Consider the following 14,622-nt stretch of genomic DNA (forward strand, 5'->3'; position numbering starts at 1 on the left):
TATCCATTTTTCTGTTCTTGTCATTAATATAGTTATTTAGTTTCAAACCCATACTACATCACTCCATTGCAAATAATATTATCACAATTCTTTGCACACACTTTTTTTCTTTATCGCATTATATTCTCTCAAACACAACTCTTTGCCGTTTGGAATATTAGACCTTTTTCTTTGTTTACTCATATCAAACTGCGTGTACGTTTCTTTCAAGATAGCTTTTACATCTATACTATACGCTCTTATCATTAGTTCAAGTACTAAGCCATCAATAAATAAGTTGAAAGCATTTTGATTATCTCGATCATCTAAGTCTAAAACTTTATCTGAATCAAGCTCTAATTCCATTTCAACAATAATCTTTTCTCTGTAATTCGGTTTCCACCTAAATAAGTATTTCTCTGCATTTTCAATCGCCTCTCCTAATTCATTTACCCTATCTATGAAAAAGTAAAGTCCATTCCCTAAATCAGGAGGTAATTTTTTAAATGGGAATTCTTTGCCATCTTTTTCCAAAGAATCATAATGTTTTTTATCCGTACCATGATAGCCTCTAAAAGTTTTTTTGAAACACATAGTGATACTCCTTATAAAAAGTTAACTATAATAATACAAGTAAAATGGTAGTTTATAAGGCCTAATTTTACATTTTCAAACTCCTATTCACTGATATAGCCTTTCATTTATATACAGTCAAACAAAATTTTTCTAAGGTTGACGAGGCCCCATTCATTTGTACAGAAAATTGACGTTTACAATCATATCTTATAATGGCGGAAAGCAAATAATCGAGGTGTCTTTTTTTTGTTGTATGCGCACGATGAACCTCGTGTGTTTTTGATCATCGCCAATATCTTTTCCGTGATTGCACAACTTCAATGAATCCTCTGATAAAACCTCTAACAAAATAATTAATCTAGCCTCGTGTCAATTGATTAATTTATGTGATCATTTCTTTAAAAGTACCTGCGCTATTTCGTTTCTTTATCTGTTTTAAGGCAATTATTAAATTTCTTCTTGCTGCCATAGTCAGTCTGAAACTAGGGCTATGATTTGAAAATGTTCAATCAATGCCAGGTTCAATCACATGTTTAATTGCTTCTTGTATGATGTTTCTGTTCGTTAAGATGAGTGTTTGCGTCCGACTTTCTTCAGATTCCACTTCGCAATGGATACCCTTGTCTTTCGCTAACAGTTCCAACTATTGGACTTTCACCGTCAAGGTGTTACCCATGCCGGGCGCACCAATAAAAAACCCTCTAACTAATAATGTTAAAGGGTGGCTTATTTTAATTCTGGATTATCTAGTTAATTATTGAACATAACTGAAAACACAGTTCACCAATGATTGACACTATAACTCTCCTGTTAAACTTAATATTGTGTCTTCTAATGCTGCTGATCCAAGCGCTAAAAGAATGGTTAACACGATTGTCAGCACACCTAGAAACAAGGCCGCACGAAATGATAAACGACTCGTTGCGAAATATACAATGAAAGTAATGTAACCTTTGAATACGGTTTGTAGGTCAAATGCGGCTAAGTACATATTATCAGGTTGAAAAATATTCAAACTTGTAATATTGTATGCGGGAAAAGGCAATTGAAATATAATTTGAATACATACAAACACTAAAGCAACGAGCGTCACAATAATAGAATGACTGACTGATGCTGATAAAATCGCTTGGGTTGACACATCAGAGTTCAGCATTTTTGAAAACATCATAAATACCACAAAAGTAAATAAAAAACTAATCAAAATCCCCATCAGCCCACTTAATGTGTCTGCAAACCAATGGATTTGATGAATCTCTTCAATGTCATTTTTCGAGTATCCAAATCCTTCTAATAACTTGGTATTATCCGTGTCAAATTTTAATAAAAATGTATGGATGAGCATAATGACAATCATCATGATCGTTTTTAATTTCCATGTTGGCTGTTTACGTAACCTGTCAAAATGTTGGAATAGAGGTAGATTTGTCTTGACCAACTTTTTTGCCTCCTCAAAATGATTAACTTAATATTATCATAATACTATACGATTTTCTGTATTATAGATAAAAATTCTAAAATATGTCATAAGCTTTAGGGGTATTTTAGAAATTAAGTACAAAAATTAAAATATATTTTTAAATATAAATAGGTCTAGACAAAGACACGCCTGATTACTGACTGAAAATGCACAAACAATCATGCCGACGATACCATTACCTTAATGATAAGAAAAATAAAAATGTCACCCTTTAATCTGAGGCGAGCCTTTGAAGGTCAGCTCATAATCAACATCCTATCGATATGACCTCCAATGCTATTAAAACTGTCAAACAAAATATTTTTATGTATTTTTAAAATTTACTATACTGTAATTATATGAAACAACACAAAGGAGTTGCAACACATGGAGGATAAACGTCAAATACTATTAGATACTTTTAATTACAGATTTGCGACAAAACGTTTCGATTCAACACGAAAAATTGATGAAGCTGATTTCAATACAATTTTAGAAACGGGTCGCCTCTCACCGAGTTCACTTGGCTTTGAGCCGTGGAAATTTTTAGTAGTCCAAGATGAAGCATTGCGTCAATTGCTGAAGCCAATGAGTTGGGGGGCACAAGGACAACTCGATACAGCCAGCCACTTCGTCATCATCTTAGCACGTAAAAATGTCCGTCCTGAAAATGACTACGTTCAAAATTTATTACGTGACGTCAAACAGATGGACGAAGATATGGCACAACAAATGAGTGCTAAAACAACGAAATTCCAAAATGAAAACCTTAACTTATATGAAAGTGAGCGTTCATTATGGGACTGGGCAAGTAAACAAACCTATATCGTACTAGGTAATATGATGACTGCTGCTGCTTTCTTAGGCATCGACTCTTGCCCGATTGAAGGTTTTCAATATGATGAAGTTGCTCAGCTTTTAGCTGAAAAAGGACATCTAGACGATGCACATTTTGCACCTTCAGTCATGGTGGCATTTGGTTATCGTGAAGCAGATCCAAAACGTCCAAAAACACGTCGTAGTCAAGAAGACGTTGTGACTTGGATTTAAGATGAAAATCAAAGTTTCTAATTTTGATTAATTCAAAGATGACTCGTGAAAATGTATAGGCACTTTCACGAGTCATCTTTATCTTTAATCATTTAATAAAGAATAAAATTCTTGAATCGTTCCTTTATTGTAATGTTCAGCATCAAACTTAACAAACTGTTTTTCCTCACCTTTAATAAAACGCTCAATTCCTTTTGCAATCTCTTTTTCATTATTTTCAACAAGTGCACCATATTTCCCATCTTCTAAAACATATCTGTTGGCTACGATATCAGATGCTAATACATTCATTCCAACAGTCAATGCTTCTAATATTACCATTGATTGTCCTTCATAATGTGAAGTTAAAGCAAATAAGTCAGAAGATTTCATAATAAAGAAAGGATTTCGTCTTTGTCCAAGAAAATAGACATTTTGTTCTACTTTTAATTGCTTGACCAAACGCTTTAATAATTCTTTGATTGGCCCCTCTCCCAAAATGTATAATTTTAAATTTGGATAAGAAGGAACTAGTTCTGCAACTGCCTTAATTAATAAATCAAACCCTTTTTCTGGAGATAAGCGTCCAACAGTCACTATCTTAAAGTCGCTTTCAGAGAACTCAACTGAGTCTATTCCATTATCTCCTACAGTTGCTATCACAGACTTACCATCTTTTTCAAAAAGATCATTATCATCGTTAATAAGTTGGTTAATTTTAGTAATATTAATCGTGTTACGGGATGCAATATGCTTATCAGCCAACTGGCGACCATTGAAATTTGATTGGTTTAATTTTTTAGTTGCATCAGAAACGCTTACAAGTTTATCAAAATATGGATATAACGAAATGACACCTTTCAAGTTTTGATAATGTGGGCGCTTCCCATTTACGGTTCTTTCCATATCTGATTTTATATCGCTGTGCAATAAAATAATTTTCTTTTTAGCACCACTTGCTAACACAAGATTCGACCAAAACATGGCATAGCCACTGTAGTCAATGGCATAGTCAAATTCCGTATCCCCAAATATTTTCCTGAATTCACGTTCATATACTTTTGTAGGATAGATTTTTTGTTCTAAGGCTGTGTATATCCCCCTCTGTCTAGTGAAATCAACTCTATAATTCTCTTTTAAGGAAGCAAGTAAAGGCCGTTTTCTTAAAATGATTCTCACATTGTCATTGACCATTTTTAAGTTGTTAACCATATCCTTATTTTTTGAATCGTCCAGAAATATAGTCACATCGTATTTTTCATAATCTATATTTTCCAGTAAATTTATTGCCGATGTGGTAATACCATTATTTTTCATTCCGCCTGGATATATCAGGATTTTTTCTTTCACGACTTGACTTGCTACTTTTATATTTGATGGGTTATTTGATAAAAATACCTTTTCAATTAATCTATCTCTAACATTACCGTCTTCATAATTAACAAATTGTTCTTTAAATCGCTGATAATTTTTATGAATATCATTGTTCTCATATTTTTCTTCACTGATAGCTTCTATCACTTCGTCAATATTTTGTGCGAACGGTCCAGGTAATTCTGTTGTATCAATGTATAAACCACGATTATTTTTGTATTCTTCAAAATCTGGTGAATAGAACACAATTGGTTTGTCTGTAACTAGAAAATCGAAGAAAATACTTGAGTAATCAGTAATCATCAAATCAATCGCAGGCATTAGCTCATTCGTATCAATATAATCTGATACTAAATAGGGCTTGAGTTCAGGTAAAAGTCTAGCCTTATGGTAAACAAATGGATGTACTTTTACAACAACCTGATAAGGCAGTGCATTCTCTAGCTGTTTTATTTCCTCAAATATATTTAACAAGCTATCTTCTGGGTTATTAACATCTTCACCACGCCATGTTGGACAGTATAAAATAATAGGTCGCTTGCTCACTTTTAGATATTGCGATAATTGTTTTTTTGCCATTTTCTTTGTTGTATTAATAGTTAAATCAACTCGAGGATAACCCATTTCTAGTATTTGGCCATTATAAACACCCTCTAGCTTAAACGCACGCTGGAAAATCTCTGTTGTGTGCGCATTTGGACTAATAATATAATTCGATGCTAAAAAGTTTTTAATTGTATTTTGCGAACCATGTAAATTGTTTTCTACATCTAGCCCCATATGTTTTAATGGTGTCCCATGCCATGTATTGATATACACCTGTTCTGGTTTTTTAGTAAAATATGCTGGGAACGTTGCATTGTTAATGATATATTTGCTTTCTGTTAAAACTTTTAGATAATCATCACTCTCCTTAATGACAAAAGAGACATTTTTATATTTGCTTAATTTCTTCTGATAAAATTTAAGCGTACGATGATGATCTACAACCCATACATGTTTATACTTTTTAAATTTTTTATCGCCATTTAACTTCAAAAAAATTGCATAAGGGCTATCCGTTATACTTTTACCATCTCTCACTTGATAAATAATTTGATGTGGATTAATCTTTGTTGTTTCGTATAAAGAGGCATATTTAATAACTTTTTTTTGATATTGTGATTTAATCATTTTCATAATAGGTGACGTTAAAAAATTGAATTTTCTATTTAGTTGATTAGACAGAACCTTTTTTATATTTTCTTTCATTATCTACTTTCTCCTTCTCAATCACTTCTTATAAAACTCAAAATGAATTTTTTCTTCAACTCTCATATCTCATTCATTTGAACCATAAAAACCTATCATTTAATAAATCTATACATATGAGTAGTCAATTTGATATCAGTAAAAAACAGTCTTAACTTCTAGTTAGGACTGTTTGCATACCTTTGACAAACTTCTTTTAAATTTGTCAGCATACTTTACAAAACTCAACTACACCTTCATTACTATAGGTTGCTTTCGTATTCAAGATACGCTTTTAAGCCCTCCATTAACGAATAGTTACAACGATATCCTATGTTTCTGAGTGGCTCTATATCAGCATATGAGTGTTTGACATCTCCGTCACGCGGTGCTGCGTGTGTCGTTTCAATTTCTTTCTGATATAATTTCACAAAAATATCGTAAATATCTAAAAGGGAAATCTGATTAGATGTAGCTACATTGTATACTTGCCCATTCGTCACATTATTTTCTATCACGATATCAACAGCTTGAACTATATCTTTGACGTAAACGAAGTCTCTAGTTTGTTTGCCGTCCCCAAAAAATGTGAATTTTTTATTTTCATCAAAACTATTTTTCATAATAGAAAGAACACCTGAATATTGTGATTTAGGATCTTGTCTAGGACCAAAAACATTAAAGAAGCGCAAAGCTGTAGTTGGTAAATGATATAAGCTGTTATATATCTTTACATATTGCTCTCCACTGTACTTTTGAATTGCATAAGGTGACTCTGGTTGAATAGAACTCTCAATGCTTTTAGGTAATGTCTTTTCATTTCCGTAAACAGCTGCTGAAGAAGCAAAAACGAATTTTTTCAAATTTTTATTAAATTTTCTACAAATTTCAAGTAAATGAACCAATGCTGAAACATTTACGTCATTAGATTCTTCAGGCTTCTCTACAGTCTCAACAACACTAACCACTGCAGCAAGATGAATGATGACATCAAATTGATACACCTTAATTAATTGTTCCATTTCGGAATAGGCGCGTATATCCATATCAAAAAAATGATGATGATCGATAAACGGTACATTTTCTCTATACCCTGAACTTAAGTTATCAACAATAAACACTTCACTATTCTTTTTAAAAAAATACTCAGCCACATGCGAGCCGATAAACCCGGCTCCGCCTGTAATTAAAATCTTCATTATTAATCACTTCCTTGTATGGGTCAAAAATAAATCATCGCCACTAGCAGTCAATTCTTACTCAATTAACTATAACATTTTAAATTTTATTAATCTATTGTAAAATGATTGATTGGAATTGTAAATTATGAAAAGATTAGTTTAAATGAAGATGACAAATGTGCATTTATAATTAAATAAAGAAGTGTAAAACTTAGAATATTTTTTAAATAATGATGATGTTCATAAGGTGCGCACTACCTTTAATCATAAGGACTTATTCTGTTTCAAATTTAGAAACAAATGACAAAGGATGTCATTCGAAAACTTCATTAGACTCATTTTTAAATATAAGCCTTATCAATGTAGAAATGAAGCGTTTTTAATTAATCTATACTTCATAAAAGTGTCATGATTATCATTAATTTTGTTTTTAAATTAAAAATAAATACATTGACAGTAATAATTATCACTTTCTATGGAATACCTTAAGATAACTAAAAATAACTGTAACAGAAAAAAGTCTAAGGCATACATCATTTTTCTTTCAAGCTATGTCACTATATAAAACTTTTTAAGCGAAGTGTAATTTTATAACATGCTGTTTGACTCACTTTATTCAAGTCTTATTTCGACACAATTTATGCGGAGGGTATTATGAATCATTTACTGACAGTTGTTGTCCCATTTTACAATAATGAATCTCACATTGAGGCATCTATTCAATCATTAATTGCTCAAACGAATCAAAATTTTGAATTAATCCTCATTAATGATGGTTCCACGGATCAAAGCGAAACATTACTCTTCAATCAATTGAATCATTATGATAAACCCATTAAATACATTAAACATGACCAAAATTTTGGCCATGGGCACGCAAGAAATGACGGTATTTCAAATGTAGAAACGCCCTTTTTTATGTTTCTTGATGCAGATGATGTATTGACACCTTGTGCAATAGATACATATTTAAATCTTTTGAATCAACCGCTTACTATTGTTGCACCCATTCACCCTTTCACAGAGCTACCTACTGTTCAATTAGACAATGAACAAGTCAAAACAGCACGTTGTTCAATTCGTGGGAATGAAGGTCTGTTCATCGATCGATATTCTGTGTGTAATATTATTTTTGATACTGCAATTGTCCATAAAAATCACATTCGATTCCATCATGAATCACGACGATACTCTGATATTTCTTTTTTAATTGCATATATGAAACATATCAAAGCATTTATCAATATTGAAAATGCGCCGTTTTATTATGTTGGAGAAGTGTATGATCCATTTACAACTACGAAATTAACATCTCAAGCATTCGAACATGTTTTTACTGACTATGTTTTCAGTTTGATGGATGCACTTGAATGCGCTGACAACCCTCAAGTTCGTCACTTACTACTTATTCAAATGTTAGAAAATATACGCCGTTCATTCGAGCCTTCTTTAAGTGATGTTCAAGAAAGATATCAATCTTTACATGTATTACTTAGTGACGTGATTCCAAAGCTTAAACCTGTCCTAAAAAAAGAAAAGAAATTATTATTTAGATTCGAATTATGGCTTATCAAAATCCAACAATACGCTTTAGCATTTGCAGTCAATCGTACAAGAAATGATTTGAGATTGCTTAAAAATATCATCTTGTTAAAACCAAATCAAGCATACTCAAAGTATCAACTTTTCAATACAACACGGATGGTTAAGAATGATGTGGTCGTTTTCGAGTCTTTTGGTGGAAAAAATTATAGTGATAGTCCTCAATATATTTATGAGTATATGAAAACCGCATACCCCCATTTAAATTATTACTGGATTTTTAGAGATATGGATGACCCATCGATTCCAAACCATGTTCAAAAAATACAAAAGGGCAGCGCAGATTATTATCGTATTTTTAGTAAAGCACGTATTTGGGTCAGTAATGCACGACTCCCTTTATCGATTAAAAAGAAACCGAATCAACTCTACATTCAGACTTGGCATGGGACGCCGTTGAAACGCTTAGCAAACGATATGAAGACCGTACGTTTACCGAATACAACAACAGCGCTTTACAAAAAGAATTTCTATCTTGCTACGCGACGTTGGGATTATTTAATTTCACCCAATCCCTATTCATCCAAGATTTTCCAATCTGCTTTTTGGATGACACCAGATAAAATTTTAGAAATCGGATACCCGAGGAACGATATTTTAGTCACGCATCAAAATGATATCTCACTGCAACATCATATCAAGCAGGCGCTCAACATTCCTCAAGATAAAAAAGTCATTCTATATGCGCCGACATGGAGAGATGATGAATATGGAGAAATCGGGCAATACACTTTTGACCTCAAAATTGATTTATCACGTTTACAACAAGCTGTCGGTGATGATTATGTGATATTATTGCGAATGCACTACCTCATCGCAAATGCACTTGATTTACATGATCACGAAGATTTTGCAATTGATGTGTCAAGCTATAGTGATATTTCAAAATTATATTTAATCAGTGATTGCTTGATTACAGATTATTCTTCTGTCATGTTTGATTATGGCATTTTAAAACGACCACAGTTGTTCTTTGCTTATGACATAGAGAAATATGCTAAGGATTTACGTGGGTTTTATATCGACTATCATACCGATTTGCCAGGCCCTATATATACGGATTCTGAGTCACTGATTGAAGGATTAAAAAATATCGATCACATTGCACACACCTACCAACCACAAATTGAAGCATTTCATCAGCGTTTTTGTGCAACAGAAAAAGGACATGCCGCCCAATATATTGGTGATTTCATTTACGATGAAATTCAAAAGTCATCTCGTATGAAAAAAAACAAAAAATAATCGTTTCTAATCATTAAAAACGCGCATTTCTGTCCGTTTCCAAACAGAAATGCGCTTCTCTTTTATGATATGTTCTTCTGCATGCCTAAAATAGCACAACCCTTATGTCTCATTTGATTCATAAAGCGATAACAATGATTTTGTGTACGGCACACGAGCCGAATCAAATAACGCTTCAATCGGAAATTCGTCTACAATTTGGCCTTGGTGTAAGACCACCATACGTGATACCCATTTTTGTAGAAATGTGATGTCATGGGAGATCACGACCATGGCACATTGCGTTCTCTCTGCGTGTCGCTTCAATTGCTCCGCCAACCGATCTGCTGCTATGACATCTAAGTGTGCGGTTATTTCGTCACAAATCAACAACTCAGGTTGTAGCATTAATGTACGAATCACATTAAAACGTTGTAACTGTCCGCCGCTTAATGCAGACGGATAACGCTGTAGCAATGCATGCGACAATCCCATTGTTGCCATTAAATCATCACGATAATCCACTATTTGTTGCTGATGTGCTTGATGATGCGACAACGCTTCATTCAAAGCACTCGCAAGCGTCATTTTCGGGTTAAAGGCATGGCTTGCGTGCTGTAAAATGGGCAATGCACTTTGAAATGTCGTTGTTACCGTTCCAGATTGTCCTGTACGTTCACCTAACATCACATGTGCTAATGTTGATTTTCCAGAACCACTTTCACCGACAATGCCCACAACTTCATGGGCGCCAATGGTTAAGGAGACATCGTTTAATGCAAGTGTCTCTTTATATTGGACCGTTACATGTTCTAATTTAATCATTTCACTTCACCTTGTTTCAGTAGACTTCGATGGCGAAAAAGATACGCACTGTATGGATGAATATGCGTCGATTGAAAATGATTCATATCTCCATCATCCACGATGTGTCCGTCTTTCATCACATAGATATAATCACTAAAACGATAAACATGTGTTAAATTATGCGTCACGACCAACAAAGTCACATCATGCTGTTTTGCCAAATGATGTAGTAATGTCATGATTTGATGACCTGTCACAGCATCTAATGCCGCTGTCGGTTCGTCTGCGATAATCAACTTCGGCTCTAGCATCATGACACTTGCAATCAACACGCGTTCGAGTTGTCCACCCGATAGCATAAAACGATAGCGTTTAGACAAATCGATGTGGTCTAAACCTACCCATGCCAAAGCTTTTTGAACTTGCTGCGCTGCGACTTGACGCGAGACTTGATAATGTTGTCGATAAATGCCAATCAACTGTTTGCCTATTGTCGTATGGTCGTTAAAACTATGCGTGTAATCTTGTGATATATAGCCCACTTGTCGCCCTAAATAAGGTTTCAATGTCTCGATTGTTTGTCCACAATATTGCCACGTATCATAAGTCATCTCAAAATGAGGGGGTAACGCACCTAACAATGCACGAATCAACAAACTTTTACCTACACCACTTTCCCCGATTAAAACATTGACTTGCGACTCGTACAACACCAAATCTAAGGCTTCAAGTTTTGTATGCACACCTTGTCTCACAGTTAGATTGTTTATGTTTAACAACTTATTCATGTTCTCGATGCTCCTCTTGAGTAAAATAATCACGTAAAGCATCCCCAGTTAGTTGAAAAATGAGAATCGTTATCGCAATCATGACTGCTGGCGCAAACAATAAGATTGGTGTCGAGGTCATAAAATCACGTCCCGCATTTAACATCTCGCCCCATTCTGGAGATGGCGGTTGTGCACCCAATCCTAAAAATGATAATGAAGAAATATAAAGTATATTTTTCCCAAAATCAACCGTCGCTACTACGAGTATAGATGGCAGCACGTGTGGTAAAAAATGACGAAACATGATTTGCCATGTGGATACGCGATATAACTTGGCCATCCGAATGTAATCCATTTCACGTAAACTGGCAACGATTGTGCGCGTCAGTCGCGTATAGGTCATCCATCTGAGTAGCACCATCGCCCATACAATGTTCCAAATACTTGGTTTCAATAAACTCGCCATTGCGATAATTAAAACAAATTCAGGAATGCTTAATCCAATATCAACAATCCGCATTGTTAAGCGTTCCATTCTCCCTCTAAAATAGCCAGCAATCATTCCGATTGGTACACCGATGACAACTGTGAGCAAGATCGTCACCAAGCTCACTAATAACGTATAGCGTGCCCCAATGATCAATCGCGCAAATAGATCTCGTCCATAATCATCTGTTCCAAGCCAATGCGCCAGACTCATCGGTAAAAATTGTGCATCCAACTTTACTTCAAGCGCGGCATTCGATGATACAAAAAATTGTGCAATGATTAAAATAAAAACATATCCTACACAAATCCAAACCATTTTAGGTAATTGAAGTAGTTGTCGTCGTTGCATCATGAAGACACCTCTAACGTTGCCTTTTCTGCCGCTTCTACATTACGACTTTGGCGCATATAACGTTGTTTAGGATCTAATAGTAAGACGATCGCATCACTCGCTAAATTCGCAAGTACAACCATCAATCCGAGCATCAATACTATCCCTTGAATCACAGGGTAATCTCGCGCGCGAATACTATCAACCAAAAATTGACCCAGTCCTGGGATGCCGAAGACATTTTCAATCACGACAGTCCCTCCTATTAAACTACCGATAGATAACCCTAAAATAGTCACAATAGGGACTAATGCAGGTTTTAGTACATCCGTAAAAAAAATGTATCGTTCTGACAACCCTCTCAATCTGGATGCAGCCACTTCACGACTGCGATACAAATCGATGACATGCGCACGCATAAGACGCACGTAGTACGCACTCATTCCGACGCTCATGGCGATGACCGGCAGCACGAGTTGACTGATAGAACCATAGCCAGAAACCGGTAAGATTTTAAGGCGTAACGCAAAAACATGAAGCAATAACATGCCTAAAAAGAATGATGGCAAACTCACAGTCACCGATGTCAGGATTCGAATCGTTCGATCAAGATGGCCATTCGGGTATCGTGCTGCTAAGACCCCTAACGGCAATGCGACAGCCATGACCACAATGATTGTTAAAATCGCAATGGTCAACGTGGGCGGTGTATAGAAGCCGATTTCCTGTATGACGGGTCGCCCTGTTTGATAACTCGTACCGAAATCCAATTGCAAAATATTGCCAAGCCAACGACCATATTGAACCCACCACGAATCATTCAACCCGTAGTGCACACGAGTGGCTTCAATTGCCGATTTAGAAACATTGGCATCGCCCACATGTAAAATTTGGTTCACGGGATCCCCTGGCGTACTTTTCATCAAAATGAACGTAATCGTTGCCAAGACCCACAATACAATGACCATTTTCACCAAAGATGTTAATAGTCGCTTAATGGTCATCTTTAATATCAACCTTATCGTCCACCAAATAAATGCCTTCAGGTGTTGCTTTAAAGTGAGTTACATCTTTATTCAGACCGTCAATGGTATCATTATACGTAATAAAACTTGCCGGGATATCTTGTGCCGCTTTATCGATAATCGCATTCGCTAATTTTTCTCGTTCTTTTTTATCAACAGTATGATTCAACGTATCAATCATACGAGAGACTTCTGCGTTGCGGTAAGCCCCTTTATTCGTCGAACCATCTTGATGGAATGCTTGGTTAAAGAAGTATCCCGTATCCCCACGTGGAATTGTACCAAAACTATACATCGTTGCATCCCATTGTGAACGATTTTCCAAGTAACCTTCAATATCATCTACATTGCGAATTTCGATATCAATGTGCGCTTTTTTAGCATCTGATTGAATGACTTGTGCCATTTTAGGTAACTCTGGGCGTCCTTCATATGTGACTAACTGAATTTTCAATGGATGCGCCTCATTATAGCCCGCATCTTCCATTAACTTTTTCGCACCTTCAATATCTTGATTTTCGACTTGACGCTTTTGAATAAAATCCAATTGATCGTTGAAAGGTCCGGTTGCTGGTTTTGCATAACCTTGAGACACATTTTTTGCAATCCCTTTTCTATCGATGACTTTATCTAAAGCTTCTCGCACTTCACGTGTCATCTTTTTACTTTCTTGGTTATATATCATCATTTGAGTGCGATAACCTGAGACATGAGACACTTTTGTTTGCACATCTTTTTCAATTTGTCGCACGCGATTCACAGGGACATCAGTAATTAAATCCGCTTTCCCTGATTCAAGATGGCTGACGCGTGTATTTCCATCTTCTTGATAAGTAACGGTCACACCATCTAATTTCGGTTTGCCACGCCAATATTGCGCATTGCGATCCAACGTGATTTTTTGAGCACGTTGATATGATTTCACTTGATAAGGCCCTGTGCCCACTGGTTTTGCATCGATGTCCGTCTTTGCATCTGCATCAAAAATAGCCACAAACGGGTTTGCGAGTTCTGATGCAAGCTCAGGATAAGCAGACGTTGTCGTTATCGTCACTTTCTGACCGTCCGCTTCAATCATTTTAATAGGTAAAGTCGATTTCACGAATGGGCTGTCTTTCAATGCCTTTTCCAAACTTTTTTTGACTTTTTCACCCGTTAACGGCGTCCCATTTTGAAATTTAATATCGTCTCTCAATGTCATTTCTAACTTTTCTGGAGAGATTTGTTGATAGTTTTTTACGAGCCAAGGCTGTACTTCTCCATCTTTGGACACTTTGAATAACGACTCCGCTGCACCAACACGTACTGCAACATCTGTTTCATAAGGAGCAATAGATGTTGTCTTCAGCGGAATTTCCACATCCAATACTTTATTTTTAGCATTTTCGCTACGCTCTCCTGTTCCACAGCTTGCTAACAATAATGATGTTGTCGTTAAAATGGCGAGTGAATGCTTCAATTTCATTTAAAAGCGCCTTCTTTCTTTTTATTATCTTTCTAAACACTCAACATTAATATTATATCAGAAAAGTATTTGCTTATTAAA

The 14,622-nt window shown here is 35.4% G+C and carries 12 protein-coding genes; 2 read left to right on the forward strand and 10 right to left on the reverse strand.

The window, feature by feature from the left end; translation table 11 throughout:
• Nucleotides 1-81 precede the first annotated feature (81 nt).
• The 3 genes from B5P37_RS04560 to B5P37_RS04565 all read right to left on the reverse strand — a co-directional run bounded on the left by B5P37_RS04560 (nucleotide 82) and on the right by B5P37_RS04565 (nucleotide 1,993).
• On the reverse strand, nucleotides 82-573 hold the full coding sequence (locus B5P37_RS04560; RefSeq protein ID WP_085237117.1) for a hypothetical protein: 492 nt from the start codon (nucleotides 571-573) through the stop codon (nucleotides 82-84).
• Nucleotides 574-1,060: 487 nt separating this feature from the next.
• A complete protein-coding gene (locus tag B5P37_RS11920) occupies nucleotides 1,061-1,198 on the reverse strand; it encodes a hypothetical protein (RefSeq protein ID WP_169710779.1) in 138 nt (45 codons plus the stop codon).
• A 153-nt stretch (nucleotides 1,199-1,351) separates the two neighbouring features.
• Entirely contained in the window at nucleotides 1,352-1,993 is a 642-nt protein-coding gene (locus B5P37_RS04565) for a hypothetical protein (RefSeq protein WP_085237118.1), read from the reverse strand.
• Nucleotides 1,994-2,401: 408 nt separating this feature from the next.
• On the opposite strand from B5P37_RS04565, the gene B5P37_RS04570 reads away from it, so the two are divergent.
• On the forward strand, nucleotides 2,402-3,064 hold the full coding sequence (locus B5P37_RS04570; RefSeq protein ID WP_085237119.1) for an NAD(P)H-dependent oxidoreductase: 663 nt from the start codon (nucleotides 2,402-2,404) through the stop codon (nucleotides 3,062-3,064).
• Between the two features lie 84 nt (nucleotides 3,065-3,148).
• Here B5P37_RS04570 and B5P37_RS04575 read toward each other — a convergent pair whose 3' ends face one another.
• A complete protein-coding gene (locus B5P37_RS04575; protein ID WP_085237120.1) occupies nucleotides 3,149-5,668 on the reverse strand; it encodes a glycosyltransferase in 2,520 nt (839 codons plus the stop codon).
• Between the two features lie 242 nt (nucleotides 5,669-5,910).
• A complete protein-coding gene (locus B5P37_RS04580; RefSeq protein ID WP_085237121.1) occupies nucleotides 5,911-6,846 on the reverse strand; it encodes an NAD-dependent epimerase/dehydratase family protein in 936 nt (311 codons plus the stop codon).
• Nucleotides 6,847-7,482: 636 nt separating this feature from the next.
• Here B5P37_RS04580 and B5P37_RS04585 point away from each other — a divergent pair.
• On the forward strand, nucleotides 7,483-9,675 hold the full coding sequence (locus B5P37_RS04585; RefSeq protein WP_085237122.1) for a bifunctional glycosyltransferase/CDP-glycerol:glycerophosphate glycerophosphotransferase: 2,193 nt from the start codon (nucleotides 7,483-7,485) through the stop codon (nucleotides 9,673-9,675).
• Between the two features lie 102 nt (nucleotides 9,676-9,777).
• Here the strand turns inward: B5P37_RS04585 and B5P37_RS04590 are convergent, their stop codons facing one another.
• Genes B5P37_RS04590 through nikA form a run of 5 tightly spaced genes read right to left on the reverse strand, consistent with a single transcriptional unit; the run spans nucleotide 9,778 to nucleotide 14,541 of the window.
• Nucleotides 9,778-10,479, reverse strand: a complete 702-nt coding sequence (locus tag B5P37_RS04590) for an ABC transporter ATP-binding protein (protein ID WP_085237123.1) — start codon at nucleotides 10,477-10,479, stop codon at nucleotides 9,778-9,780.
• A complete protein-coding gene (locus B5P37_RS04595; RefSeq protein ID WP_085237124.1) occupies nucleotides 10,476-11,249 on the reverse strand; it encodes an ATP-binding cassette domain-containing protein in 774 nt (257 codons plus the stop codon). The genes B5P37_RS04590 and B5P37_RS04595 overlap by 4 nt, the downstream gene beginning before the upstream one ends.
• Complete coding sequence (gene nikC / locus B5P37_RS04600) at nucleotides 11,242-12,072, reverse strand: nickel transporter permease (RefSeq protein WP_085237125.1); 831 nt, start codon at nucleotides 12,070-12,072, stop codon at nucleotides 11,242-11,244. The genes B5P37_RS04595 and nikC overlap by 8 nt, the downstream gene beginning before the upstream one ends.
• A complete protein-coding gene (nikB, locus tag B5P37_RS04605) occupies nucleotides 12,069-13,055 on the reverse strand; it encodes a nickel ABC transporter permease (RefSeq protein ID WP_085238417.1) in 987 nt (328 codons plus the stop codon). The genes nikC and nikB overlap by 4 nt, the downstream gene beginning before the upstream one ends.
• Nucleotides 13,045-14,541 carry a nickel ABC transporter substrate-binding protein gene (gene nikA, locus B5P37_RS04610; protein ID WP_085237126.1) on the reverse strand — a complete coding sequence of 499 codons (1,497 nt, stop codon included), beginning with the start codon at nucleotides 14,539-14,541 and terminating at the stop codon, nucleotides 13,045-13,047. Before nikA ends, nikB begins: the two co-directional genes overlap by 11 nt.
• Between the last annotated feature and the right edge of the window lie 81 nt (nucleotides 14,542-14,622).

The organism is Staphylococcus lutrae, from assembly GCF_002101335.1.
Classification (GTDB): Bacteria; Bacillota; Bacilli; order Staphylococcales; family Staphylococcaceae; genus Staphylococcus; species Staphylococcus lutrae.